The organism is Halopseudomonas salina (assembly GCF_008641105.1).
In genome coordinates, this window is record NZ_VTTI01000005.1 from 314473 (window position 1) to 340218 (window position 25746).

Genomic DNA, 25746 nt, shown 5'->3' on the forward strand with positions numbered 1-25746 from the left:
AATCACGCCACCGTTGGCCGAGATGGAACTCGGCCCTCCCGGAAAGCTAGTCTGTCTGGCGAGGCCCGTTCGCGTTAGCTGCGGATAGGGTTAGAATGCGCTAATTCTATTGACTCTTCGTTTCTGGATCGAATATGCGTGACAAAGTAACCAACGCCCGTCGCTGGGTAGTCAAGATCGGCAGCGCCCTGTTGACCGGTGATGGTCGCGGTCTCGACAAGGAGGCGATGGCGGTCTGGGTAGAGCAGTTGGTCGAGCTGCGTAAAAGCGGCGCGGAACTGGTTCTGGTTTCATCCGGCGCCGTAGCGGCAGGCATGAGTCGTCTGGGCTGGACTGAGCGCCCCAAGACAATCCACCAGATGCAGGCGGCGGCGGCAATCGGCCAGATGGGTCTGGTGCAGGCCTGGGAATCCAGTTTCCAGGCTCACGGTTTGTCTACTGCCCAGGTTCTGCTGACTCACGATGACCTTTCTGACCGCAAACGCTACCTGAATGCCCGCAGCACCCTTCGTGCCCTGCTCGATCTGGGCGTCATCCCGGTGGTTAATGAAAACGACACCGTGGTCACTGACGAGATCCGCTTCGGCGACAACGACACCCTGGGCGCGCTGGTGACCAACCTGGTCGAAGGCGATCTGCTGGTCATCCTTACCGACCGCGATGGCTTGTACACCGCTGACCCTCGAAGCAATCCCGAGGCAGAGCTGGTGCGCGAAGCAATGGCGGACGATCCGTCTCTGGATGCGATGGCGGGCGGCAGTGCTGGCGCGCTGGGCCGCGGCGGTATGCTCACCAAGCTGCGTGCAGCGCGGCTGGCGGCTCGTTCCGGTGCGGGTACGGTGATTGTCGGTGGCAGGATTGATCGTGTCATAGGGCGGCTACAGGGCGGCGAGGAGCTGGGTACGCTGTTGCTGCCAGAGAAAGGCATGCTGGCAGCCCGCAAACAATGGCTCGCAGGACACCTGCAGACCCGCGGTCGGCTGATTATCGATGAGGGCGCTGTAAAGGCCCTGGCCTCCGGACGCCGCAGCCTGCTACCCGTAGGTGTAGTCGCTGTTGAAGGTGCTTTCCGCCGTGGCGAAATGGTTGTTTGCGTTGGGCCTGACGGCAAGGAAGTGGCGCGCGGACTGGTCAATTACAGTGCCCTGGATGCCAGCCGCATCCTCGGCCAGCCAACCGATTCGGTGGCCAAAATACTGGGATATATCGATGAGCCGGAGATGGTGCATCGGGATAATTTGGTGCTGGTATAGGTTGAACGCAGGCGTCACCGTCCTCACACCTTGTTGTATGGCTTTGGGAGAAGGAATCCCTGAAATGTGGAAGCGGATACGGATACTCAGCGCGAACAACTTAGCCTCATGAAGTGCATGACAGGCAAGATCCCGCTGTGCATTGATCTTGACGGCACACTACTTCGGTCGGACATGTTGCTTGAGAGCGGTCTGGCGTTCCTGCGTCAGTACCCTCTTGGCGTGATCAAGCCATTCCAATGGTTGCACGAGAGTAAGGTCAAGCTAAAGGAGGAGCTTGCCAGAGCTACCGAAATAGATGTGACTGTACTTCCCTATGACCCGGCCGTTCTGGAGTTGATCGAAAACGCGCGCGGTGAAGGGCGTGAGATAGTTCTTGCCACTGCGAGCCATGAGATATTGGCCAACCGCATTGCCAAACATCTTCAACTGTTCGACAAGGTTTTGGCGACCAACGCCAGCCGGAACCTTTCAGCTCAGAGCAAGTGTGACCTGCTGGTTGAGCATTACGGCCGAGGCGGGTTTGACTATGCCGGCAACTCTTCAGACGACATATGCATATGGACTGCAGCTCGCCGAGCCTATGTGGTCAACCCTCAAGCTGGCGTTCTGATTGCGGCGAGGCGAAAGGGCAATGTGGAAGCTGTCATGGATTCTGGCCGGGCGGGGATACGGGTCTGGTTCAAGGCGTTGCGGATTCATCAGTGGCTAAAGAATTTACTGATTTTTGTTCCCCTGCTCGCTGCGCATCAGTTCGATCAAAGCTCGCTTCTTCTGCAAGGCATTCTTGCCTTTGTTTTTTTTGGTTTATGCGCATCATCGGTTTACATCTTCAACGACCTACTCGATCTTGAGGATGACCGTCACCATTCGACCAAGCATGCAAGGCCGTTTGCCTCGGGGGCGCTGTCCATCAAAGCTGGCTTGCTGGTCTTTCCGGCCCTGCTTGTTGTCGCCTTTACGGGCGCTGCACTATTTCTGCCATGGAAGTTTGTCGCCGCATTAGCTTTGTATTATTTCATCACATTGACATACTCGCTCTGGCTGAAGCAGCTAATGACGATCGATGTCATTACATTAGCGACGCTTTATACGATGCGCATTATCGCTGGTACCGCAGCGTTCAACTTATCCCCCACTTTCTGGCTGCTGGCCTTTTCCATGTTCGTTTTTCTCAGCCTTGCGCTGGTCAAGCGATATGCCGAGCTCAACGCGGCGCGAAGTAGCGGCGAGACCGAAAAAACCCGTGGTCGAGGATACTTCCCTTCCGATCTAGAAATGGTTGCATCACTTGGCGCCTCCTCGGGCTATCTGTCTGTGATGGTCCTGGCATTGTATATCCACGATCAGGAAACTACCGGGATGTATACGGAACCACGCCTCATATGGCTGGCTTGTCCGCTACTGTTATTCTGGATTACCCGCATTTGGATGCTGACCCATCGCGGGGTCATGGATGATGACCCAGTGGTATTCGCCATCCGCGACCGCGTAAGCCTGATGGTGGGTGTGCTGTTCGGTATGGTTTTCTGGATTGCAGCGTAATGGATACAGCTCTTTCCTGGGGGCGTTATCCCCATTTTCCCCAAACCTTGCATCCTCTTGTTTGGCGCAATCAGGTTGCTGATCAAATAGCCTCTATCGCGCGTGCGCATGGAGAACTGCTGCCTTTTGGAAACGGCAGAAGCTACGGAGACAGCTGTCTTGCGACATCGGGCCACGTGCTTCAGATGCGCTCGTTGGACAGGTTCATTGCAGCTGACTGGGTAAACGGTATTCTTCGCGCCGAAGCTGGAGTAACGCTGGGCGAGATCCTGCAGCTCTCGATTCCGCGCGGTTGGTTTCTGCCAGTCACACCCGGAACGCAATTCGCGACACTGGGCGGTGCGCTAGCCAACGACGTCCACGGGAAAAATCATCATATACGCGGCACATTTGGCAGTCATGTGAATCAATTTAGTCTTGTCCGCTCCGTCGACGGTGCGCTGATCTGCTCACGAGAAATACACGCAGAGCTTTTCGCGGCGAGCATTGGAGGGCTCGGCCTGACTGGTGTGATCGAATGGGCCGAAATTCAGCTTATGCCGATATCGTCGAGCCAGATCAGCGGCGTCGTTAGACGCTTTGATAATCTAGACCGATTTTTCGAACTGTCAGAACAGTTAGATGACCAACATGAGTACAGCGTTGCTTGGATTGATTGTCTGGCCACGGGATCCTCAGCGGGCAGAGGTGTTTACTTCGTCGGTGATCACGCCCCTTCCGGTACTCTCGATCACAGCTCGCCCCCCCGATTTAACGTACCTTTTGCTCCCTCTGTTTCGTTAGTTAACAATCCGTCGTTGCGGATATTTAACGAGTTGTACTGGCGCAAGCACCAAAGCGCCCCCACCCCGCAGCGCAGCGATTATCAACCGTTCTTTTACCCGCTGGATGGTGTGTCCAACTGGAACCGTATTTATGGTCGAAGCGGATTTCAACAGTATCAGTGCATAGTGCCGCATCACTCCGCACGAGAAGCAATACGCGACCTGCTGGATGTAATCTCAAGTTCCGGCCAGGGTTCATTCCTCGCAGTTCTTAAGCGCTGTGGCAACGGTATAAGCCCCGGCCTGCTGTCGTTTCCGCAGCCGGGTATTTCTCTAGCCTTGGATTTCCCCCAGGTTTCAAAGTTGGCAAGTCTGTTCAACCGGATGGATCTCGTGGTTCGCGAGGCAGGGGGCCGGCTTTACCCAGCAAAAGATGCACACATGTCCGGGGCGGACTTCCGCTCCGGGTATCCAGCGTGGGAGCAGGTCGAGTTGCTGCGTGATCCCTCACTTAACTCTAGATTCTGGAAACGGGTAACGGAATGAATCTACAAATAACGAACGGAGAATACGCTTTTTCGCTCAGCGTAGCGGGAGATTTTTTATGAGTCAGGCTAATCAAAACACGAGTTCTTCGGGTCGATGGTTGAATCTCTTTGCTAAAGGGCTGTTGTTGTTTGCAATGCTCGCGGTTTTGGTTCCGTTGTTGCCACTTATGCCTGTGGCTGGTCTTGATCCTTCGTGGCGACTGGGAATGAACGTAGGTGTGGCCGAAGGAATGAAGATCGGTGAAGATATCATATTCACCTTTGGCCCCTATGCGGCTGTTTTTACTCGGTACTTTCATCCGGCAACGGACGAACTGATGGTATGGGGTAGTTTATTTCTGGCCTTTGCCGGCTGGGTAGCAGCTCTCATGGCGGCAGGTAGGCGCTCTTCTCTCCCGCTGGTAATATTGGCGCTGGCGTTACCAACTAGCCTTTTCGCAAGAGATGCTCTTTTGTTCTTGCTCCCACTTTTGATTGGATTAGCGATAGTTGGGCTTCGCGATAGATATCATAGCCGGTTAGCAAGTGCGCTCGTGATGATTATTGTGCTTGCCCCGCTTGGCTTCTTGCCCCTGATTAAGGGAACCCTCCTGATCGCTTGCATAGCGGTAATGGTTTTGGCTGCGGTGTTGCTGATCGCCCGGCGAGAGTGGCTTATGGCCACGCTTACAGTGTGCATCCCGCCTATCGTTATAGTTGCAGCGTGGCTTATCGCAGAGCAGCCGTTAGATACACTACGGATTTATATTACGAATATGCTGCCGATCGTTCAAGGTTACACTGAAGCCATGGCGTTGACGGGATCTTCTCTTGAAGTCATAGTTTACTTGGCGGCTGCTTGCACCATATCCCTGGCGGTGCTCTTGCAAGAGCAGCCGCGTTGGGAAAAAATATACGTATTTCTGATGTTCTGCTTGATTCTTTTTCTTTCCTTTAAGTCGAGTTTTGTTCGGCACGACGGCCATCACGCTCTGATAGCTAGCATTGTGCTTATTTTGGTGTCTATTTGCACTTTGCTATTTCGCTTTAATCGAGCTTCAGGTTTTGCGGTTGTTATTGCGTGCACGAGCGGTTTTTTTATCAGCGCTAGTTACTTGCACTCTCCAGTGCGAGACTATCTTTCATCTAATAAAAATGTTTATGGTGCGGCCGCCTATGGAGCCTATCTTAGGCTTTTCCAGCCGGCATCACTTAAAGCTTCCTACGATCTATCGTTAGAAAACCTCGGGAGACTTTCTCCGATACCACTGTTAGAAGGAGGATCTGATATTTACTCCCATCAGCAGTGGGCGCTCATAGCCTCGGGGAACAACTGGGCCCCCCGCCCAGTCTTTCAGAGTTATTCAGTTTATACGGACTCGTTGGCCGAGCAAAACCGAGCTTATTTAGCTAGTAATAGCGCACCTGGTAACATTTTTTTTAATGTGGAGCCCATTGACGGGCGTTTTCCTGCGATAGAAGACGGTTTAAGTTGGCTGGAGCTGCTTGGGAGATATAAACCTGTGCAGTTCCTTCAGTCCCATTTACAGCTTGAGCGCACAAGCGGTTACTCCATGTCTCGGCAAGAGATTTTCAAAGGAACCTACAGGCTGGGAGAGCTTGTAACTATTCCGCATCGAGATACGCCAATTTTTATGAGCATGGATATCACCCCTTCACTCCTTGGCAGGCTTGTTTCTTTTTTATTCAAGCCGAATCAGCTTAAGCTAGTGGTCCGGCTGCAGGATGGAAGAACTTATAGTTATCGCTTCATAGCGACCATGGCTCGCAGTGGCTTTGTGGTCAGTCCGCTCATTAATAATACTAAGCAATTCGGATTTTTCTGGGGGCGGACAAATTACTTATCTGCAGAATCAGTGGAATCGGTCCAAGTGACAAGCAGTTCGTGGGGGAGTTGGTTCTGGCAAGAAAACATTCACGTAGTGATCGAATCATTGGATGGTGTTTCCAAGTTCGCGGTGGAGGATATCTATAAATTTTCGAAAGCTGAGCCAAACCTATTTAGCGAAGCAGAAACGCGAATGGTAACCTGTGAAGGTGCTTTTAAAATTGTGGATCGGGTGTCAGCTGCTGATGAAATTCTCCATGCAAGTGGCTGGCTGATAAGCTCAGAAAAACAACCCCTTGTGCCTGCATTAACCTACTTTGTGCTGCAAGACTCAGAAGGGGTATCACACTGGTTCGAGACAAGCTCCGAAATACGGCCTGAGATAGGCGATCATTTTGGCGATGAAAAGCTATCAGCTTCAGGGTTCTCGATTGCCGCGGTGGTGGGCAAGCTACAAGGTAGTTTTGAGGTAGGGTTGGCTTTCGTTCAGGAGGGCGCGGTCCACAGGTGCTCAAATATACGTTCAAACTTGGAAGTTCGGGCCCGCCAGCCTGATTGGGAACAGAGTACAGAATGAACATATTGATTCTAGGGGCCACGTCGGCCATCGCCGTCGCTTGTGCTCGGGGTTGGGCGGAGCAGGGGCACACTTTCTTTCTTGTCGGCCGGGACGAAGAAAAGCTTGAGCAGATTAAGAACGACCTTGATGTCCGGGGTGCCAGCTCGGTGATTCTCTTCAAGATGGACGTGAACGACCTGGATACACATCCCGAGATGCTGAATGCCTGTCTTCGCGAGCTGCACCATATAGATGTTGCTCTGGTCGCCCATGGCACACTCCCTGATCAGACTAAATGCGAAAACGATGTAGGTGTGCTGCTGGATACTTTCGCAACCAACGCGGTCTCGACAATTATGTTGCTTTCGGTGATCGCCAACCATCTGGAGATCCAATGCAGTGGAACCCTTGCGGTCATATCTTCGGTGGCAGGTGATAGGGGGCGCCAGAGCAACTATGTATATGGGGCGGCGAAAGCTGCAGTTTCGACGTTCTGTGAAGGGCTGCGCGCTAGGCTTTACAAGGTGGGAGTTCATGTTGTAACGATCAAGCCTGGATTTGTCTCGACCCCTATGACCGCAGGTCTTGACCTACCAAAAAAGCTCACTGTGTCGCCTGAGCGTGCTGGCCAAGCTATTCGTAGAGCCATTGAGCGCAAAATGAATGTTGTTTACGTGCCCGGTTTTTGGTGGTGGATCATGCTTATCATCCGCTCGATGCCCCACGACATACTGAAACGAACCCGTCTGTAATCCGCGGCTAGCATTATGTTTATGGAGAGCCGCCAGGTGTCCTCTGCGATCCATCACGCTGATGATGTCATTTGACTGATGCCAACGAGGTCTTTCGCTGATGAGTTCACTGTAATTTTTTCGAATTACAGGCACCGCTAAGTGATTGGTAGACTAAAGCCATCAGTACCAACCAACTGGATCAAGGATTACGCTGATGTTGCTGACCGATAAAATTGTTTTGCCTGGGGGCGCCGGGCTGGTTGGTCAGAATCTGGTGGCGAGGCTTATTGCCAAGGGCTGTTCGAACATCGTTGTGCTGGATAAACACCAACACAACGTGGATGTGTTGAAATCGGTACATGGCGGGGTGCTGGCAGAGTGTGTCGATTTGGCGCAGCCGGGCGATTGGCGACAGCATTTCGAAGACGCCAAAGTGGTAGTGATGCTGCAGGCGCAGATTGGCGGAACAGAGTACGAGGAGTTTCTCCGTAACAATGTCGAGGCTACGGCATTGATACTATCAGCAGTTAAAGAGCACCAGGTTTCGAAGCTCGTGCATATCAGTTCCTCGGTTGTGGTTTCTGTTGCTGGCGATTTTTATACCAGGACCAAGATCCTGCAAGAAAACCTGGTATTGGAGAGCGGGATTTCGTGCCCAATCCTCCGGCCGACTCTGATGTTCGGGTGGTTTGACAGGAAGCATCTGGGCTGGCTTTCCCGCTTTATGAAGAAGGTGCCCGTATTTCCTATTCCTGGTAATGGTGAATACATGCGGCAGCCATTATATGTCGGAGATTTCTGTAACGTGATCATTAGCGCCATGGAGGGCCGGGCAGCGGACGGGATCTATAACATCTCCGGTCATGAAAAGGTCGATTACATAGATATTATTCGGCACATCAAGCGCGTGACCGGCGCACGGACTGTCATAACCAAGATTCCCTACAGCATGTTTCATTCTCTACTCTGGATATGGGCACTGTTCGACAGAAATCCGCCTTTCACGACTCAGCAACTGGCGGCGTTAACCGCCAAAGATGAGTTTGAAGTGATTGATTGGCCGGCTATTTTCGGTGTTCAGTGCACGCCTTTTGCGGAAGCGATCAACGAGACGTTCAATGATCCCCGATACAGCCACATTGCTCTGGAGTTCTGAATATGGGTAAGCGCGTAGCAGTTTTAGGCGCAGGTCCGATGGGGCTGGCAGTTGCGTATCAATTAGCGCTGGATGGCCATCAGCCGATTGTCTTCGAGGCGGATGATCGAGTGGGCGGCATGGCTGCTCCGTTTAACTTCTCTGGGTTGAATATCGAACGCTACTACCATTTCCATTGCACCTCCGACGACGCATTTCTTGAGCTGTTGGAGGAGCTGGATCTGACGGACAAGATGCACTGGGTGGCTACCAGAATGGGTTACTGGTACCAGGGTGAACTTCAGCCCTGGGGCAATCCAGTTGCATTGCTGAGATTTCGAGGGCTTGGCATGATCGCCAAGTTTCGATACGGATTGCATGCTTTTCTGTCAACCAAACGCAATGATTGGACGCCGCTGGATGACGTGGAGGCGACGGGCTGGATCAAGCGCTGGGTAGGTCCAGAGGCGTACGAAGTGTTATGGCGCAAACTTTTCGATTACAAGTTCTACGACTATTCAGATAACCTTTCTGCGGCATGGATATGGAGTCGCATCCGCCGTATCGGTCGCTCCAGATACAATCTGTTCAAGGAAAAGCTTGGGTATCTTGAAGGCGGATCAGACACTCTCCTTCAAGCTATGCGTGCGTCGATTGAAGAGCGGGGCGGAGAGGTCAGGCTCAATACGCCGGTTTCGCGAATCGTTATGGAAGGGGGGAGCGTCCGTGGTATCGAGGCGAAAGGCCAGTTTGATCCTTTTGAAAGGGTCATAAGCACGATCCCTTTGCCTTACATTCCTCAAATTGCCCCGGATCTGCTCGTTGAGCTACTAGACCGTTTTTGTTCCGTGCGGAACATTGCCGTCGTTTGCGTAATTGCGAAGTTGAACAAGCCGGTCAGCTCGAATTTCTGGGTGAATATCAATGATCCGGACATGGATATACCCGGTTTGGTCGAATACTCGAACTTGTATCCCCTGGAAGAAAGTATCGTTTACGTGCCGTTTTACATGCCGGCAGAGCACCGGAAGTTTGCCGATCCTGATTCGGTTTTCGTGGACAAGGTGCGAAGCTACCTCAAGAAAATCAACCCGGCTTTGGATGATGATGACTTCCTGGATATTCATGCCAGCCGCTATCGCTTCGCGCAACCGATTTGCGAGCCGGGTTTTCTGCGCAGGCTTCCTCCGCCCAAGTTGCCGATAGCGGGACTGTGGGTCGCTGACACGTCCTATTACTACCCGGAAGACAGGGGGATATCGGAAAGCGTTAAGTTCGGACGTGCAATCGCCAGAGACGCCGCAGGATGATCCGGCAATTCCTTTCCGGAAAATTCCTGGCGTTTCTAATAACGGGTGGCATCGCAGCGCTGGTCAATCTGGCGTCGCGGATTGTTTATGACGTTTGGACCAGTTTTTCTACTGCCGTGGTTCTAGCCTACCTTACCGGAATGGTGACCGCTTTCGTGTTGGCCAGATTGTTCGTGTTCCGTGAGACCCGGCAGTCTTTACGGCTTTCTGCAGGGTGGTTTGTTCTGGTGAACTTCGTGGCGATTTTGCAGACATGGGGGCTCAGCATGTTTCTGGCTTTCGTAGTGTTTCCGTGGCTCGGGATTGAAAGGTTTGCGCGCGAAGCAGCCCACGCGATTGGGGTTGTTGTTCCTGTGTTCACTAGTTATCTCGGTCATAAATATTATTCTTTCCGGTAATCACGTTTGAATTTCAGTCGCGCCGTACTCGGGCTCATCGTCCTGTCTGCACTCTACTTGCTTGGCTTGATCTGGGCAGATACCCGAAACGACACTTTCAAGCTGATGGACCAGGTCGTGCGGGTTCTTCCAGTATTGGTTGGTTTCGCATGTTTGTCATGGTTCGTCCGCTATCTGAGGTGGCATTGGTTGCTTAAGCGGGCCGGGTATCGGACGGGGTGGATCTTCGGTTATCTGGCTTACCTTTCAGGTTTCGCTTTTACGGCAACGCCAGGCAAGATAGGAGAGCTGATTCGAATCCGATATTTGGATCGCCAGTCGGTGCCTGCTCAGGTCGTTTTCGGGGCGTTTGTATATGAAAGATCGTTCGACCTGGTCGTAGTGTTTCTGCTGGGTATGGCTGCATTTGGTGAGCACGGCATTCTTTGGCTAAGCGGTATCTTCGTAGTGCTTTTCACCAGTGCGGTTCTGCTGCTTGGACGCTTCCCGCAGACACTGCACGTAATCGAGAGTTTTGTTGTCAGGTACGGGATGGATCGGTTGGGCGGGATGGTGAAGGTTGTCGAGGATGGGCTCATATCCTGCCGGGTTTGGATGAACGGCCCTGACGTTGCACTCTCTTTTGGGCTTGGCTTATTGGCGTGGTCGGTTACCGCTCTTTCTTTTTGCTACCTGCTTGAATGGCTCAATCTGACAATCCCTTTTCTGAGCGCATTCGGTAGCTATCCGCTGGCGATGCTTGCTGGCGCGGCGTCCATGTTGCCCGGCGGCATCGGTTCGACGGAGATTTCTCTGATAGCGATTCTGGGTGTCTATGGTATTTCGGTGGAGGTTGCAGCTGTCACCGCGATAGCGATTCGAGTCGCAGGAATGTGGTTTTCCATTCTTTTTGGATTTGCTGCTATAGGAATTCTGGAAATGTCCGAAAGAAGAGAGTCTCGGCGTTAGTGCGGGATGGGGCCGCCTTTTCTATTTCTAAACAACACCCACAAAAAAACCGACTCAAGGCCGGTTTTTTCTTCCACAAGAAACGCAGATCAGGCGGCGGTAGCCATTGCCTTGATGTGTGCGTTCAGGCGGCTCTTGTGACGAGCGGCTCGGTTCTTGGGGATGATGCCCTTGTCAGCCATGCGGTCAATAACCGGCACTGCTGCGGTGTAGGCAGTCTTTGCTTTTTCCAGGTCTTTGGCGTCGATAGCCTTGACCACGTTCTTGATATAAGTACGAACCATGGAGCGCAGGCTTGCGTTGTGATTGCGGCGCTTCTCGGCCTGCTTGGCGCGTTTCTTGGCTTGAGGTGAGTTTGCCACCGTCGTGCTCCTCAGAAAATCGTTATGAATAAGGGTACAAATAAGGCCGCGTACTATGCCGCCAGCCTGTACCAATGTCAAGGGGTGTCGATCGGCTGCAAACCAGAAGTTTCAGGCCGTTTACCGTGGGGCAGTAGCTTGAGGCTTTTACGCTCCGGCCACAAGCTTTTGCTAAGGCTCGGTTCTCGCCAGAGAGTACGTCGGGAGGCTATCATCGCGGCTTTACCTGGCGACTCGAATCCATGACTGAGCAGGTCCCTCCCGCAGCTCCCGAACCCAAAGCCCCGACGTTACTGCGTTCAGGCATGGTTGTGAGCATCATGACGCTGCTCTCGCGTGTACTCGGGATGGTGCGCGACGTGGTGGTTGCGGCCTATTTCGGTTCCCAGTCCGAAGCCGATGCCTTTTTTATCGCCTTCAAGATCCCCAATTTTCTGCGCAGACTCTTTGCCGAGGGCGCTTTTGCCCAGGCATTTGTGCCGGTGCTGTCCGAATATCGCGCCAAACGCAGTCTGGAGGATGTCAAATACCTGGTGAACGGCGTTGCCGGGACATTGGGAATCACTCTGGTTGCCATCACGGCGCTGGGGGTTGCGGGCGCGCCGGTGCTGATAACCATTTTTGCACCGGGTTTCCATGGCGATACGGAAAAGCTCGCCCTGGCGACCGATATGTTGCGTATCACCTTTCCCTATCTGCTGTTGATCTCACTTACTGCCCTCTGCGGGTCGATACTGAACAGCTACGGTCGATTTGCCGTGCCGGCTTTTACCCCGGTACTGCTCAATCTGAGCATGATTGGTGCGACGGTTCTGATGACGCCCTATTTTGCCGAGCCCATCATGGCGCTGGCGTGGGGCGTGTTTATTGCCGGTGTAGTGCAACTGTTATTCCAGTTGCCGTTTCTTGCGCAGATCAAACTGTTGCCGATGCCGCGCCCCAACCGCAAGCATGAGGGGGTCAAGCGCATCATGACCCTGATGCTACCGGCGTTGTTCGGTGTGTCGGTAAGCCAGATCAATCTGCTGCTGGATACTGTGCTCGCGTCCTTCCTGGAAACGGGCAGCATTTCCTGGCTGTACTACGCTGATCGTCTGTCAGAGCTGCCGCTTGGCGCCTTTGGTATCGCGATTGGTACGGTCATTCTGCCAGCGTTGTCCCGCCAGCACGCGGGGGAGGACCCCAAGGCGTTTTCTGCCACTCTCGACTGGGCGATTCGCATGGTTTTGTTGGTGGGCGTGCCGGCCGCGTTGGCGCTTCTGCTGTTGGCTGAGCCGCTGATTGCCACCCTGTTTCACTATGGCGCCATGACTGAACGCGACACTCTGCAAGCCGCCGCCGCACTGAGAGCTTATTCAATAGGCGTGATGACCTTCATGCTCATCAAGGTATTAGCTCCGGGTTATTTCGCGCGCCAGGACATCAAGACGCCAGTAAAGATCGCGATCATCTGCATGGTGGTCAATATGGGCTTCAACCTGATCCTGATCTGGCCTTTGGCCCACGTTGGGTTGGCGCTGGCAACCTCATTGTCAGCCGTGCTCAATGCGAGTCTGCTCTGGTGGGGGTTGCGCAAGGCAGGCATCTATCAGGCCCAGGCGGGCTGGGGGGTGTTCGCTTTCCGGTTGGTCACAGCCTGCATCGCGATGGCATTGGTTATCGTTTGGATGGTGCCGGGTATCGAGCAGTGGTTCGCCTGGGCGTGGCAACGCAAGGTGCTCGAGATGGCTCTTTTGGTTGGCGCCGGCATAGGTATCTTTGTGTTGACGCTAATCGCCACAGGAATGCGCATGCGTCATCTGCGTCAGGGCTGACAGCAGCCCCGAAAGCCGAGGTGGAACTCGGCCATTCCCAGGGGTGGTTTCCCGGAGGGTCGAGTTCCATCTCGACCAGCATCCTGGCGGTCAACTCGGCGCCTGCGCATGACGCGCACACCGCTTACCCTGTATACTCGCGCGTTTGATCCCTCAGCCAAACAACGAGCATTATGGAACTGGTCCGCGGTCTACATAACCTGCGCCCCCGGCATCGGGGTTGTGTAGCGACAATCGGTAACTTCGACGGTGTGCATGCCGGGCATCAGGCCATTCTGAAGCGCCTGCGTTCGCACTCTGCCCGTATGGGACTGCCCGGCTGTGTGGTGATTTTCGAACCGCAGCCTCGGGAATACTTCGCGCCCAACGCCGCGCCCCCGCGCCTTACCCGCTTGCGCGACAAGCTCATGCTGCTTGAAGCTGAAGGGGTTGATCGCGTGCTTTGTCTGGCCTTTAATCGCCGGCTACGCGAGCTCAGCGCAGAGGAATTCGTTCAGCAGGTGCTGATCGACGGCCTTGGTGTAAAGCATCTGGAAGTGGGTGACGACTTCCGCTTTGGTTGCGATCGCAGTGGTGATTTTGCTTTTCTGGAGGGTAGCGGCGAGCGCCACGGCTTCACCGTCGAGGCGGCCAATACGGTGGCAGAGAGCGGCGACCGCATCAGTAGCACGCGGTTGCGCCAGGTGCTGGCCGACGGCGACTTCGAGCTGGCTGAGCGTCTGCTGGGGCGTCCATTCAGTATCAGCGGTCGTGTGATGTACGGTCAGCAGCTGGGCCGCACCCTGGGTGCACCCACCGCTAATGTGCAATTAAAACGCCTGCACGCACCGCTCAAGGGGGTATTCCGTGTGAGTGCGGTGCTCGACGAAGACCCTTTCAAGGGGTCACATCAGGGCGTGGCCAACATCGGCATGCGTCCCACGGTTGAAGGTGATGGCCAGCCGCATCTCGAGGTCCATCTGCTGGACTTCAAGGGCAATCTCTATGGCCGCCACCTCACCGTCCTATTTCATGAAAAACTGCGTGACGAACAGCGATTCGATTCCCTGGATGCCCTGCAGGCAGCTATCACGGCAGATATTGCAGCTGCCCGCGCCCAATGGGCCTCTGACTCAAACAAGTGAGCCTGGACCAGATGACTGATTACAAAGCGACGCTGAACCTGCCAGAAACGGCATTCCCGATGAAAGCCGGCCTGCCCAACCGTGAGCCGGAGACGCTCAAGCGTCTTGAAGGTATCGACCTGTACGGCAAGATCCGCGAGATCAGCCGCGGCCGGCCCAGCTTTGTGCTGCACGATGGCCCGCCCTACGCCAACGGCGATATTCATATTGGCCACGCAGTCAACAAGATCATCAAGGACATGATTACCCGCTCCAAGACGCTGTCGGGCTTTGACGCACCCTACGTGCCCGGCTGGGACTGCCATGGTTTGCCGATCGAGCACAAGATCGAAGTCACCCACGGCAAGAATCTGGAGCCAGCTAAAACCCGCGAGTTGAGTCGTGCCTACGCGGCCAAGCAGATCGAAGGCCAGAAGACCGACTTCCAGCGTCTGGGTGTGCTCGGGGAGTGGGATAATCCCTACAAGACCATGGATTATGCCAACGAGGCGGGCGAGATCCGTGCGCTGGGCAAGATGGTCGAGAAAGGTTTTGTATTCAAGGGTCTGAAGCCGGTCAACTGGTGCTTCGACTGTGGCTCGGCCCTGGCTGAAGCTGAAGTGGAATATGCCGACAAGCAGTCGCCAACCATTGATGTCGGTTTCCCCTGCGCCGAACCTGCCAAACTCGCCGCCGCCTTTGGCCTGCCAGAGCTGAGCAAGCCGGCGCAGATGGTCATCTGGACCACGACTCCCTGGACGATCCCGGCCAACCAGGCGCTGAACGTGCATCCGGAATTCAACTACGCCCTGGTTGATGTCGGTGACCGATTGCTGGTGCTGGCTGAAGAACTGGTCGAAAGCTGTCTGGCCCGTTACGGCCGTGAAGGCGAGGTTGTTGCTGTTACTACCGGCGACACGCTGGAGTTGATCAATTTCAATCACCCGTTCTATAAACGCAAGTCGCCAGTTTATCTGGCTGATTATGTCGAGTTGGGTGCGGGTACCGGTATCGTGCACTCAGCGCCTGCCTATGGTGTGGACGACTTTCATACCTGCAAGCGCTACGGCATGGTCAATGACGACATTCTCAGCCCTGTTCAGGGCAATGGTGTGTATGTCGAATCGCTGGAATTCTTCGGTGGCCAGTTCATCTGGAAAGCCAACCCCAATGTGGTCGCCAAGCTTGAAGAAGTCGGCTGTCTGCTGGCCCACGAGCAGGTCAGCCACAGCTACATGCACTGCTGGCGTCACAAGACGCCGGTGATCTACCGCGCAACAGCGCAGTGGTTTGTCGGCATGGATACCGAGCCGAAGGAGGGCGAGAGCCTGCGTAAGCGCGCTCTGGCCGCTATTGAAACAACCGAATTCGTTCCCGCCTGGGGCAAGCAGCGCCTGCACAACATGATTGCCGGCCGTCCTGACTGGTGCATTTCGCGCCAACGCAACTGGGGTGTGCCGATCCCCCTGTTTTTGCACAAGGAAACCGGCGACCTGCACCCGCGCACGCTCGAGCTGATCGAAGAAGTTGCCAAGCGAGTCGAGCAGGGGGGAATCGAGGCCTGGTTCAAGGCAGACGCACAGGAGCTGCTGGGTGCCGAGGCAGAGCAGTATGACAAGATCAGCGATACGCTGGACGTCTGGTTCGACTCCGGTACCACCCACTGGCACGTTATGCGCGGCTCACACCCGATGGGTCACGAACAGGGCCCGCGTGCGGACCTGTATCTGGAAGGCTCCGACCAGCATCGCGGCTGGTTCCATTCATCCCTGCTGACCGGCGCCGCCATCGATGGCCACGCGCCCTACAAGGCGCTGTTGACCCACGGTTTCGTCGTCGACGAGAACGGCCGCAAGATGTCCAAGTCCCTGGGCAACGTGGTCGCACCCCAGGAAATCAACAACAGCCTGGGTGCAGACATTCTCCGTTTGTGGGTGTCCTCGACTGACTACTCGGGCGAGATGGCGGTTTCCAAGGTGATCCTGCAGCGCAGCGCAGACGCCTACCGCCGTATTCGTAACACCGCTCGATTCCTGCTCTCGAACCTGACCGGCTTCGATCCAAAAGAGCACCTTCTCGATCCTGAGCAGATGCTGGATCTGGATCGCTGGGCAGTTGATCGCACTTTGCTGCTGCAGCAGGAGATCATCGAGGATTACAACAGCTACAAGTTCTGGAACGTGTATCAGAAGGTGCATAACTTCTGTGTACAGGAGCTGGGCGGCTTCTACCTGGATATCATCAAGGACCGCCAATACACCACTGGTGCCAACAGCACTGCGCGGCGGTCCTGCCAGACGGCCATGTATCACATCGTGGAGGCGCTGACGCGCTGGATAGCCCCTATCCTGGCGTTCACCTCTGAAGAGTTGTGGGAGCACCTGCCGGGCGAGCACAACGAATCCGTGATGCTCAATACCTGGTATGAACAGCTGGCCGCGTTGCCAGAGAGTGCTGCGTTCGGCCGTGAATTCTGGGAAGAAATCATGGCAGTGAAGGTGGCAGTGAATCGCGAGATGGAAAATCTGCGCAAGGAAAAAGTCATCGGCGGCAGCCTGCAGGCGGAAGTGACCTTGCATGCCGACGAAGCACTTGCGGACAAGCTTGCGCGCCTTGGCGACGAGTTACGTTTTGTGCTGATTACGTCCCAGGCGGCTATTGCGCCGCTGGATGCTGCGGGCTCAGACTCGGTCACAACAGAACTACCGGGCTTAAAGCTGAGTATCGTCAAATCCGGTCACGCCAAGTGCGCCCGCTGCTGGCATCTGCGCCCCGACGTGGGCTCACATGCTGCGCATCCCGAACTCTGCGGTCGCTGCATAGATAACATCGAAGGCCCGGGTGAGGTGCGCAAGCATGCCTGATTTGCGTCAGGGAGGCCTGCGCTGGATCTGGATTTCCGTACTGGTCATTGCACTGGATCTGCTGACCAAGTGGGTCGCCTTGAATCAGTTGCAGTTACACCAGCAGCTACCGGTCATTGATGGATTGTTCAGCTTTACCTTGGCCTATAACCCAGGTGCAGCCTTCAGTTTTCTGGCGGGTGCAGGCGGCTGGCAGCGCTGGTTCTTTACCGCGATTGCGGTTGGCGTGAGTGTCATGCTGGTGATCTGGATGGCCCGTTTGCCGCGCAGCAGGCGGTTGGAGTCGATTGCACTGGCGCTGATCCTGGGCGGCGCGCTGGGTAATCTGTACGACCGGATCATGCACGGTCATGTAGTCGATTTTATTTTGGTGCACTGGCAGCAAAGTTGGTTCTTTCCGGCCTTCAACATCGCCGATAGCGCCATAACGGTCGGTGCAGCGCTGTTGATTCTGGACATGTTCATAACCAAACCCGCAAAGGCAAACCCATGACTGAAACGCGCATCAACCATGACACCCAAGTGACGCTGCATTTCACCCTCAAATTGCCTGGTGGTGAGGTGATAGACACGACCACCGATAAATCTCCGGCCACGTTCAAGGTAGGCGACGGTAGGTTGCTGCCGGGCTTTGAGCAGAGCGTATTCGGCCTCAAGGCGGGGGATCAGCGCAGCTTTCAGATAGAGCCAGAGCGCGGCTTTGGTCCGGGTAATCCGCAGAATATTCAGAGCATTGCGCGAGACCAGTTCAATGAAATGGAGTTGGAGCCAGGTCTGCTGGTGATTTTCCGCGATGCGGCCGGCGGAGAGATGCCCGGTGTGGTCAAGACCATCCATGACACCACGGTGGACGTTGACTTCAATCACCCGCTGGCCGGGAAGACAGTGACCTTTGATGTCGAGATTCTGGATGTGCAGCCGGTTTGAGGCGTAGTTGTTGAGTCCAGATGCGAATGGATCCCCGCGTTCGCGAGGATGACGATTTGGGGGAGGAGCGGAGTCCTGTTTTGGCAGCGCGTAGCGCCCGCTTCAGGCGCAAGCGCTAAACCAAAACCTCGTCACTCTCCCGCACGCGGGAATCCACGGCCGCCTGTCAGGGTGCGCTCGTACTTGTACCCGTCATTCTCGCGCACGCGGGAATCCATTCTGACCTTGTTGCATACACCATTCCATCAGACCAGCCCCCATCGATTCTGTCCCGCTTATCGTGGATAATGCGGTCATTCAGCACCCAACCACGAGGCTCTCCATGCAGATCAAATTGGCCAACCCCCGCGGCTTTTGCGCCGGCGTAGACCGCGCCATCGAGATCGTCAATCGTGCGCTCGAAGTGTTCGGGCCGCCGATCTATGTGCGGCATGAAGTGGTGCACAACAAGTTTGTGGTTGAGGACCTGCGCAATCGCGGTGCGGTCTTCGTGGAAGAGATAGAACAGGTCCCTGACGACGTTATCGTGATCTTCAGTGCCCACGGCGTCTCCCAGGCGGTACGAAAGGAAGCTGAAGATCGCGGGCTGAAGATTTTCGACGCTACTTGTCCGCTGGTTACCAAGGTGCATATGGAAGTGGCACGCTATAGCCGTGATGGGCGCGAGTGCATCCTGATCGGCCACGCGGGTCACCCTGAAGTTGAAGGCACCATGGGTCAGTACGACGCCCGCAACGGCGGAGCCATTTATCTGGTTGAAGACGAGAATGATGTCGGCAAGCTGGAAGTGAAGGATCCCCAGCGATTGGCTTTCGTCACCCAGACGACGCTTTCCATGGACGATACCGCTCGGGTGATAGACGCGCTCAGAGCACGTTTTCCGGCGATTGATGGGCCACGCAAGGATGATATCTGCTATGCCACCCAGAACCGTCAGGATGCGGTCAAGCAGCTTGCGGCGGGGTGCGATCTGGTATTGGTGGTGGGTAGTCCGAACAGCTCTAATTCTAATCGGCTGCGCGAGCTTTCCGAGCGTATGGGTACGCCGGCTTATCTGATCGACGGCGCTGAAGAGATCCAGTCAGCGTGGCTGGATGGCGTAAAGCATATCGGTATCACCGCGGGCGCCTCTGCGCCGGATGTTCTGGTGCGCCAGGTTATCCAACATCTCCACGGTTTGGGTGCGACTGGCGAAGAGGAGTTGGCTGGTCAGGAGGAGAATATCGTCTTCAGCATGCCCAAGGAGTTGCGGGTAGTTTCGCTGGACTGATCAGAGGTCAGTCTTGGGCTTCCATAATCCGGATATGCCCGCGATGCCCTGGGCGCCAGCCTGAAAAGCCTGCTCCAGATTGTCAGTCGACAGCCCGCCCAACAGGTAAACCGGGATATTCACCTGCGCAATCAGATTTCGTGCTTCTTCCCACCCCATGCCTTTGGCTTCCGGGTGCGAAGTCGTCGGCAGCACCGGTGAGAGAGTCACGAAGTCTGCGCCGATCTCTGCTGCCATTCGTAATTCCTCTGCATCATGACAGGAAGCGGCCAGCAGATTATTGCCAGCTGGAGCTCCTTCGCGGCCAGGCAGCCGCTCCCACTCTGGTGCGGACCTAGGCCCGAGGTTGGGCGCTTGCACTGACCTTGGTGGGACCGGCGGCCCCGCCGGGAATGGTTCTCCCTTCCGCCATCCGGCTCTGTGCAGCTCTCGCAGCTGCGACGCAGTCACATGCCATCCATCGCCGCTCGCGGGTGGAGTCGCGGCCTTGAGCAACCAGATAAAGTCGTCGCCAAAGCTCTGCATCAATCTGGTCGTCAGCTGCTCATATTTGGCGGGCTGCATAGCTGTCTGCCTAAGCTGAACCATGGTAAGGCCCCGTTTACGGGCATCATCCAGTCCGGCAACAAGCGTTGAACTATCCTCGCAGTCGGGGGTAATCAGGTAGCTTTCCGGTAGTTGTGCGGCGGTGACGATAGGCACATTGGCTTGAGGAAAGTCGTACAGCCTCAGCTCGCCGGGTAATACCCATTGAACAGGCTGACCCTCGGCGCCATGGGCCTCGCCATTGAAATCATCTACAAGCCAGACATCCAGACGCACAGACTTGTCCGGATAATCGTGGTCGATATCAATCAAGGGCCGGGCAGAGGTGACCTCAATGCCCAGCTCTTCTTCCAATTCCCGTTTGAGGCCCTCGTAACGGTCTTCACCCGCGTCAAGCTTGCCGCCAGGAAACTCCCACAGTCCGCCCTGATGCGCGGCTTTGGGGCGCTGAGCAATCAGAATGCGGCCGCTCCGGCGAATCACCGCGGCCATCACATGGATCCGGGTCCGAGTCATCGCGCTATTGCTGCGGCAGATCGCCGGAATACAGATCCTGTTCCAGCTCCTCGCCGGGCACGACGTGTTCTTCGGAAGCCCAGGCCCCCAAGTCAATCAAGCGGCATCGAGGGGAGCAAAAAGGCCGGTCGGGAAAGGCTTCATCCCAGGTGACTGGAGCGGTGCAGGTAGGGCATTGCAGATTCAGGGTCATATGGTGTCTCCGGAAGCCAGTTTCAGGTATTGCTGGTGCAGCGCATCCACCTGCTTGTGGAGCGCTGCCAGGTCCTGATCATTGCTGACTATGTCGTGGGCATGTTTCAGACGCTCTTCCCTGGATGCCTGGGCTTGCATGATAGATCTGACCTGCTGCTCTGGCACATTGTCCCGTAACGCGGTCCGCATGAGCTGCGTTTCCTCCGATACATCCACCACCAGCACACGATCGGTCATCTTGTGCTGCCCGGATTCAACGAGCAAGGGAGAGACCAGCAACGCATATGGCGATGTGGCAGAAGCCAGATCAGTAATAATCTCTTCGCGGATCAGCGGGTGCAGCAAGCCCTCGAGCCATACTCTCTCTTGCGGATCGCTGAAGATTTTTTCGCGTAGTGCGGCTCGGTCCAGCTCACCGGAAGTCTGCAGGACAGCGTCACCGAAACGATCAACTATGGCGTGAAGAGCCGGCCTGCCTGGCTCGACCACAACGCGAGACTTGATATCGGCATCCACAACGTGAATGCCATGTTTAACTGCAAAGTGCAGTGAAACGGCAGACTTGCCACTGCCAATGCCGCCAGTTAAACCAATGATCATTATTCAGAATCCGGCAATTTGAAGATATTTGCCGGTTATTGTGTCACCCCAGATCAGCGCAATCCACCCGGCGATCGCCAGGTAAGGGCCAAAGGGCAGGGGAGTGGCATTCGACTGGCCGCGGGTCTTGAGAATGATGATGCCGAGAATGGCACCCACCAGCGAAGACAGCAGTATGGTCAGGGGCAGGATCTGCCAGCCACCCCAGGCGCCGAGCATGGCCAGAAGCTTGAAATCACCGTAGCCCATGCCCTCCTTGCCGGTTATCAGTTTGAACGCCCAGAACACCAGCCAGAGGCTGAGATAACCTGCTACCGCGCCCCAGAGGGCGGTGTGCAGGTCAGTGAAAAGTCCGAAGCTATTGGCTATAAGTCCTAGCCAGAGCAGGGGCAGCACTATCGCGTCCGGCAGCAACTGTGTATCGGCATCAATCAGGCTGAGACAGATAAGCGCCCAGGTGAGCACCAGCATGCTACCTGCCTGCCAGCCGAAGCCGAATTGCCAGGCAACCACCATGGACAAGACAGCGGTGAGTAGCTCGACAGAAGGGTAGCGCAAGCTGATGTGCTTCTGACAATGCCCGCAGCGCCCGCGGAGTAGCAAATAACTAATAACGGGCAGATTCTGCCAAGCCTTGATCTCGGTATTGCAGTGGGGGCAATGGGAGTGGGGAAGGACGATATTGAATGTTGGCTCCGGGGCCAATTCGACATCCGGCTCGAGCATTTCTCTGCTTTGCCTGAGCCAGGCGCGCTCCATCATGATGGGCAGGCGATGAATCACCACATTCAGAAAACTGCCCACAATCAAACCAAGCAGGCCGGCGAGCAAAATAAAGGCCAGCACATGGCTGGCCAGATAATCAATAAGGGTCATGGTTCAGACGACGGCGCCCAGCTGGAAGATCGGCAGGTACATCGCGATGATCAGGCCGCCAACCAGAATGCCCAGAACCACCATGATCATGGGCTCCATCAGGGTCGTCAGGTTATCCACGGCGTTATCCACCTCGGCCTCGTAATAGTCGGCTACCTTATCGAGCATGCCGTCAAGGTTACCCGACTCTTCACCGATGCCAGCCATCTGGATAGCCAGTGACGGAAACACGTTTGTGGTCCGCATGGAGAAATTAAGTTGCGAGCCTGCGGAAACGTCTTCCTTGATCTGCATAACAGCGTTGTAGAACACCACGTTACCCGCAGCACCAGCCACCGAGTCCAAAGCGTCAACTAGCGGCACACCCGCGGCAAAGGTGGTGGACAGTGTGCGGGCATAGCGAGCCACCGCAGCTTTGTAGATAATGTCGCCAACGATGGGCGCTTTCAACAAAATCCGATCCTGGGCGTCACGGAACTTCTTTGATCGCAAGTGGGCCTGGGTGTATGCGTATCCGATGATGATAAAGCCGATAAGAATGATGAACCACCAGGACTGCAGCCATTCCGAAAGCCCAATAACCATCAGAGTGAATGCCGGCAGTTCAGCACCGAAATTAGCAAAAACTTCCTTGAACTGCGGTACCACCTTGAGCAGCAAAATTGCCGTGACCACAATTGCGACTACAACCACCGCGATGGGGTAGGTCATTGCCTTCTTGATCTTGGCCTTCAGGGCCTCGGTCTTTTCCTTGTAAGTCGCAATACGATCCAGCAGTGATTCAAGACGGCCCGATTGCTCACCCGATTCGACCAGGTTGCAGAACAAATCATCAAAATACTTCGGGTGTTGGCGTAGGGAGTCAGCCAGCGTATTACCTGCGGCTACATCGGTCTTGATTTCAAGGATCAATTTCTGGAAATTCGGGTTCGCGGTACCTTCGGCGATGATGTCAAACGCCTGAATAATAGGTACGCCCGACTTCATCATGGTCGCTAGCTGGCGGGTAAAAAATGCCACATCCAATGGCTTGATCTTCTTGCCGCGGCTGGCAAACAACGTGGATTTCTTGTTGACCTTGGTAACCAGCACTCCCTGCTTGCGCAGCTGGGCCTTGACCAGAGCAGGATTGGTGCTCTGCATCTCGCCGGATACCTTGGTGCCTTTACGATCCTTACCTTCCCATTTGTAGGCGGAAGGCTGTATTTCCTTTACTGCAGCCTTCCTTTTAGCAGGAGCGGCCTTTCTTTTTATCGCTGCTTGTTGCGCCATGACTTAATCCTTGGTCACACGGTTGACTTCCGCCAGGCTGGTCACACCCTGCTCCACCTTCATCAAGGCTGATTGGCGCAGGTTGCGGAACCCTTCGCTCTGGGCGACGTCTGAAATCTCGATGGAGTTGCCATCTTCCATGATAATACGCTGCATTGCCGGCGTGATCTTGACTACCTCATAAATCCCCACACGTCCTTTATAACCATCTTTACAGCTTTCGCAACCCACAGGGCCATAAATTGTGATTCCGGCATCAATTTTTTCGGCGCTGAAACCCTCTTCCAAGAGTACGTCTCGAGGTACTTCCATCGGTTGCTTGCATTGCTTGCACAAGCGCCTGGCCAATCGCTGGGCGATGATCAGGTTGACTGATGTTGCGATGTTAAATGAGGGAACGCCCATATTGCGCAAGCGGGTCAGAGTTTCGGCAGCACTGTTGGTGTGCAGTGTGGAGAGCACCATGTGGCCTGTTTGCGCAGCTTTGACTGCGATTTCCGCCGTTTCCAGGTCCCGAATCTCACCCACCATGATGATATCCGGATCCTGGCGAAGGAACGCCCGCAAGGCCTTGGAGAAATCGAGCCCTTGTTTCAGGTTAACGTTTACCTGATTAACGCCCTCAAGGTTGATTTCAACCGGATCTTCCGCGGTGGAAATATTTCGCTCCACGGTATTCAGAATATTAAGGCCGGTGTACAGCGACACCGTCTTGCCCGAGCCAGTAGGGCCGGTCACCAGAATCATGCCCTGTGGTTTGGCAAGGGCGGTCATGTACATCTCTTTCTGATCGTCCTCATAACCCAGCGCATCAATACCCATTTTAGCGCTCTCAGCATCCAAAATACGCAATACGACTTTTTCGCCCCAGAGGGTGGGCAGGGTGTTCACTCGAAAATCGATAGCCTTGTTTTTGGATATCTTCATCTTGATCCGACCATCCTGCGGTTTGCGTCTCTCAGCCATGTCCATTGCGGACATCACTTTAAGGCGTGCAGCGATACGAACGCCCAGCTGCACAGGAGGTTTGGCTACTTCGTGCAAAATACCATCTGTACGAAAACGTACGCGGTAGATCTTCTCGTAGGGCTCGAAATGCAAGTCTGAAGAACCCATCCGCACTGCATCAAGAAGCATCTTGTTGACGAAGCGAACAATAGGGGCGTCATCTGCATCGCCGCCGACTCCCTCGTTTTTGTCATCGTCCTTGACGCTCTGTACATCGAGTGCGTCCAGGTCCTCGTCAGCCATATCGCCAAGACCGCCAGTGGGGCTGTCGAGAAATTTCTCAATTGCCGCTTGCAATTTATCGTCTTCGACAATGACCGCGTCAGTCATCAAGCCGGTATTGAACTGAATATCGCTCAGGGCCTGCTGATTGGTCGGGTCTGACAGTCCAAGGAAAAGACGCGACCCTCGCTTAAATAGTGGGATGACGCTGTGCTGGCGAATCAGCTTTTCACTCACCAGGTCTCGCGGCTGTGATTCGCCGTCAATTGCAGTGAGATCGCAATAGGGATAACCGAATTCTTCAGCGCATAGCATGGCGAGGTCTTTGGCGTTAGCCAGCTTGTGCTGAACCAGATAGGTAATGAAGGGGATCTTGTCCTGCGTTGCCTGCTTGCTGGCCTTGCTGGCAGCCTGTGCGTCCAGGAGTTGATCCTGAACAATGCGCCGGGCCAGGCCGGAGAGAGCGGGAGTATCCATAGGCTAAGGCTGTCTCGATCCGTTATTAGTAGCATTTCATTTGGGACTATAGTACAGCAGTGCCTGACAGGAGACATAGTCTCTGCGCAAAGATCACCGATGTGACAAATTACGTCACACAGTGACGAGCTAGGTGATGAATTTCCGGTAACAAGTGGTAGCATCTGAAACGCAGGGCAGCGTAGCCGGGCTATCATGGATCTGGCACGGATTATGCATTTAGAAAAGCAGCCTCTAGGCTAAATCACATAAATGGAGTTGACTATGAAAGCTCAAAAAGGTTTTACATTGATCGAACTGATGATCGTTGTAGCGATCATCGGTATTCTGGCTGCCATCGCGCTGCCGGCATACCAGGATTACACTAACCGCGCTAAGGCCTCTGAGATTGTTCTGGCTGCTAGCTCGGCGCGGACATGTGTGACTGAGATAGTTCAGTCTGAAGGTTTTTCAAACCTTGATACTTGTTCCACAGGTTTTAGCTCGACCCAGTATGTTTCTACTCTTCTCGTAGACGCAAGTTCAGGCGAAGTTACAGCAACAGGTAAGAACTTCGGCGAGACAGTGACTGTTACCCTAACTCCGTCGGATACTTCCACAAACCGTATAGGCGAGTGGGTATGTTCTGGTCTGCCTCTTAAGTGGATGCCGGGCTCTTGCCGCGGTTGATTT

At 54.9% G+C, this 25746-nt stretch carries 23 protein-coding genes; 16 read left to right on the top strand and 7 right to left on the bottom strand.

What is annotated here, in order from left to right; all coding sequences use genetic code 11:
- The first annotated feature begins 134 nt into the window (after positions 1-134).
- From proB to FZF01_RS10780, 9 genes are all read left to right on the top strand, one after another.
- A complete protein-coding gene (gene proB, locus FZF01_RS10740; RefSeq protein WP_150278156.1) occupies positions 135-1253 on the top strand; it encodes a glutamate 5-kinase in 1119 nt (372 codons plus the stop codon).
- Between the two features lie 108 nt (positions 1254-1361).
- Positions 1362-2798 (top strand): UbiA family prenyltransferase, encoded by a 1437-nt coding sequence (locus tag FZF01_RS10745; protein WP_150278212.1) that lies wholly within the window; start codon positions 1362-1364, stop codon positions 2796-2798.
- Positions 2798-4108, top strand: coding sequence for an FAD-binding oxidoreductase (locus tag FZF01_RS10750; protein WP_150278157.1), 1311 nt, complete (start codon positions 2798-2800; stop codon positions 4106-4108). Before FZF01_RS10745 ends, FZF01_RS10750 begins: the two co-directional genes overlap by 1 nt.
- A gap of 58 nt (positions 4109-4166) precedes the next feature.
- Entirely contained in the window at positions 4167-6515 is a 2349-nt protein-coding gene (locus FZF01_RS10755; RefSeq protein ID WP_150278158.1) for a hypothetical protein, read from the top strand.
- Positions 6512-7249 (top strand): SDR family oxidoreductase, encoded by a 738-nt coding sequence (locus FZF01_RS10760; RefSeq protein WP_150278159.1) that lies wholly within the window; start codon positions 6512-6514, stop codon positions 7247-7249. The genes FZF01_RS10755 and FZF01_RS10760 overlap by 4 nt, the downstream gene beginning before the upstream one ends.
- A gap of 196 nt (positions 7250-7445) precedes the next feature.
- Positions 7446-8387 carry an NAD-dependent epimerase/dehydratase family protein gene (locus FZF01_RS10765; protein ID WP_223825474.1) on the top strand — a complete coding sequence of 314 codons (942 nt, stop codon included), beginning with the start codon at positions 7446-7448 and terminating at the stop codon, positions 8385-8387.
- 2 nt (positions 8388-8389) lie between these two features.
- Positions 8390-9676, top strand: coding sequence for an NAD(P)/FAD-dependent oxidoreductase (locus FZF01_RS10770; protein WP_150278160.1), 1287 nt, complete (start codon positions 8390-8392; stop codon positions 9674-9676).
- On the top strand, positions 9673-10074 hold the full coding sequence (locus FZF01_RS10775) for a GtrA family protein (RefSeq protein ID WP_150278161.1): 402 nt from the start codon (positions 9673-9675) through the stop codon (positions 10072-10074). Before FZF01_RS10770 ends, FZF01_RS10775 begins: the two co-directional genes overlap by 4 nt.
- 6 nt (positions 10075-10080) lie before the next feature.
- A complete protein-coding gene (locus FZF01_RS10780; RefSeq protein WP_150278162.1) occupies positions 10081-11022 on the top strand; it encodes a lysylphosphatidylglycerol synthase transmembrane domain-containing protein in 942 nt (313 codons plus the stop codon).
- A gap of 89 nt (positions 11023-11111) precedes the next feature.
- Here FZF01_RS10780 and rpsT read toward each other — a convergent pair whose 3' ends face one another.
- Complete coding sequence (rpsT, locus tag FZF01_RS10785; protein ID WP_150278163.1) at positions 11112-11384, bottom strand: 30S ribosomal protein S20; 273 nt, start codon at positions 11382-11384, stop codon at positions 11112-11114.
- Between the two features lie 242 nt (positions 11385-11626).
- Between rpsT and murJ the strand changes: the two genes are divergently transcribed.
- The 6 genes from murJ to ispH all read left to right on the top strand — a co-directional run bounded on the left by murJ (position 11627) and on the right by ispH (position 19362).
- Positions 11627-13198, top strand: a complete 1572-nt coding sequence (murJ, locus tag FZF01_RS10790; protein ID WP_150278164.1) for a murein biosynthesis integral membrane protein MurJ — start codon at positions 11627-11629, stop codon at positions 13196-13198.
- 173 nt (positions 13199-13371) lie between these two features.
- On the top strand, positions 13372-14322 hold the full coding sequence (gene ribF, locus FZF01_RS10795; protein ID WP_150278165.1) for a bifunctional riboflavin kinase/FAD synthetase: 951 nt from the start codon (positions 13372-13374) through the stop codon (positions 14320-14322).
- Between the two features lie 11 nt (positions 14323-14333).
- On the top strand, positions 14334-17165 hold the full coding sequence (gene ileS, locus FZF01_RS10800; protein ID WP_150278166.1) for an isoleucine--tRNA ligase: 2832 nt from the start codon (positions 14334-14336) through the stop codon (positions 17163-17165).
- A complete protein-coding gene (lspA, locus tag FZF01_RS10805; protein ID WP_150278167.1) occupies positions 17158-17658 on the top strand; it encodes a signal peptidase II in 501 nt (166 codons plus the stop codon). Before ileS ends, lspA begins: the two co-directional genes overlap by 8 nt.
- Entirely contained in the window at positions 17655-18092 is a 438-nt protein-coding gene (gene fkpB / locus FZF01_RS10810) for an FKBP-type peptidyl-prolyl cis-trans isomerase (RefSeq protein WP_150278168.1), read from the top strand. The genes lspA and fkpB overlap by 4 nt, the downstream gene beginning before the upstream one ends.
- Before the next feature lie 322 nt (positions 18093-18414).
- On the top strand, positions 18415-19362 hold the full coding sequence (gene ispH / locus FZF01_RS10815) for a 4-hydroxy-3-methylbut-2-enyl diphosphate reductase (protein ID WP_150278169.1): 948 nt from the start codon (positions 18415-18417) through the stop codon (positions 19360-19362).
- On the opposite strand, the gene mutT is transcribed toward ispH, so the two are convergent.
- The 6 genes from mutT to pilB are packed head-to-tail and all read right to left on the bottom strand — an operon-like array spanning position 19363 to position 25074.
- On the bottom strand, positions 19363-20424 hold the full coding sequence (gene mutT, locus FZF01_RS10820; protein WP_150278170.1) for an 8-oxo-dGTP diphosphatase MutT: 1062 nt from the start codon (positions 20422-20424) through the stop codon (positions 19363-19365).
- A gap of 4 nt (positions 20425-20428) precedes the next feature.
- Positions 20429-20617: a DNA gyrase inhibitor YacG gene (gene yacG, locus FZF01_RS10825; protein WP_150278171.1), complete on the bottom strand. Its 189-nt coding sequence runs from the start codon at positions 20615-20617 to the stop codon at positions 20429-20431.
- Entirely contained in the window at positions 20614-21219 is a 606-nt protein-coding gene (gene coaE, locus FZF01_RS10830) for a dephospho-CoA kinase (RefSeq protein WP_150278172.1), read from the bottom strand. Before coaE ends, yacG begins: the two co-directional genes overlap by 4 nt.
- Positions 21220-21222: 3 nt before the next feature.
- Positions 21223-22095, bottom strand: a complete 873-nt coding sequence (locus tag FZF01_RS10835) for a prepilin peptidase (protein WP_150278173.1) — start codon at positions 22093-22095, stop codon at positions 21223-21225.
- 3 nt (positions 22096-22098) lie between these two features.
- Positions 22099-23367, bottom strand: coding sequence for a type II secretion system F family protein (locus FZF01_RS10840; protein ID WP_150278174.1), 1269 nt, complete (start codon positions 23365-23367; stop codon positions 22099-22101).
- Positions 23368-23370: 3 nt separating this feature from the next.
- A complete protein-coding gene (pilB, locus tag FZF01_RS10845; protein ID WP_150278175.1) occupies positions 23371-25074 on the bottom strand; it encodes a type IV-A pilus assembly ATPase PilB in 1704 nt (567 codons plus the stop codon).
- 264 nt (positions 25075-25338) lie between these two features.
- Here pilB and FZF01_RS10850 point away from each other — a divergent pair, with 264 nt between their 5' ends.
- Positions 25339-25743 carry a pilin gene (locus FZF01_RS10850; protein WP_150278176.1) on the top strand — a complete coding sequence of 135 codons (405 nt, stop codon included), beginning with the start codon at positions 25339-25341 and terminating at the stop codon, positions 25741-25743.
- Positions 25744-25746 lie beyond the last annotated feature (3 nt).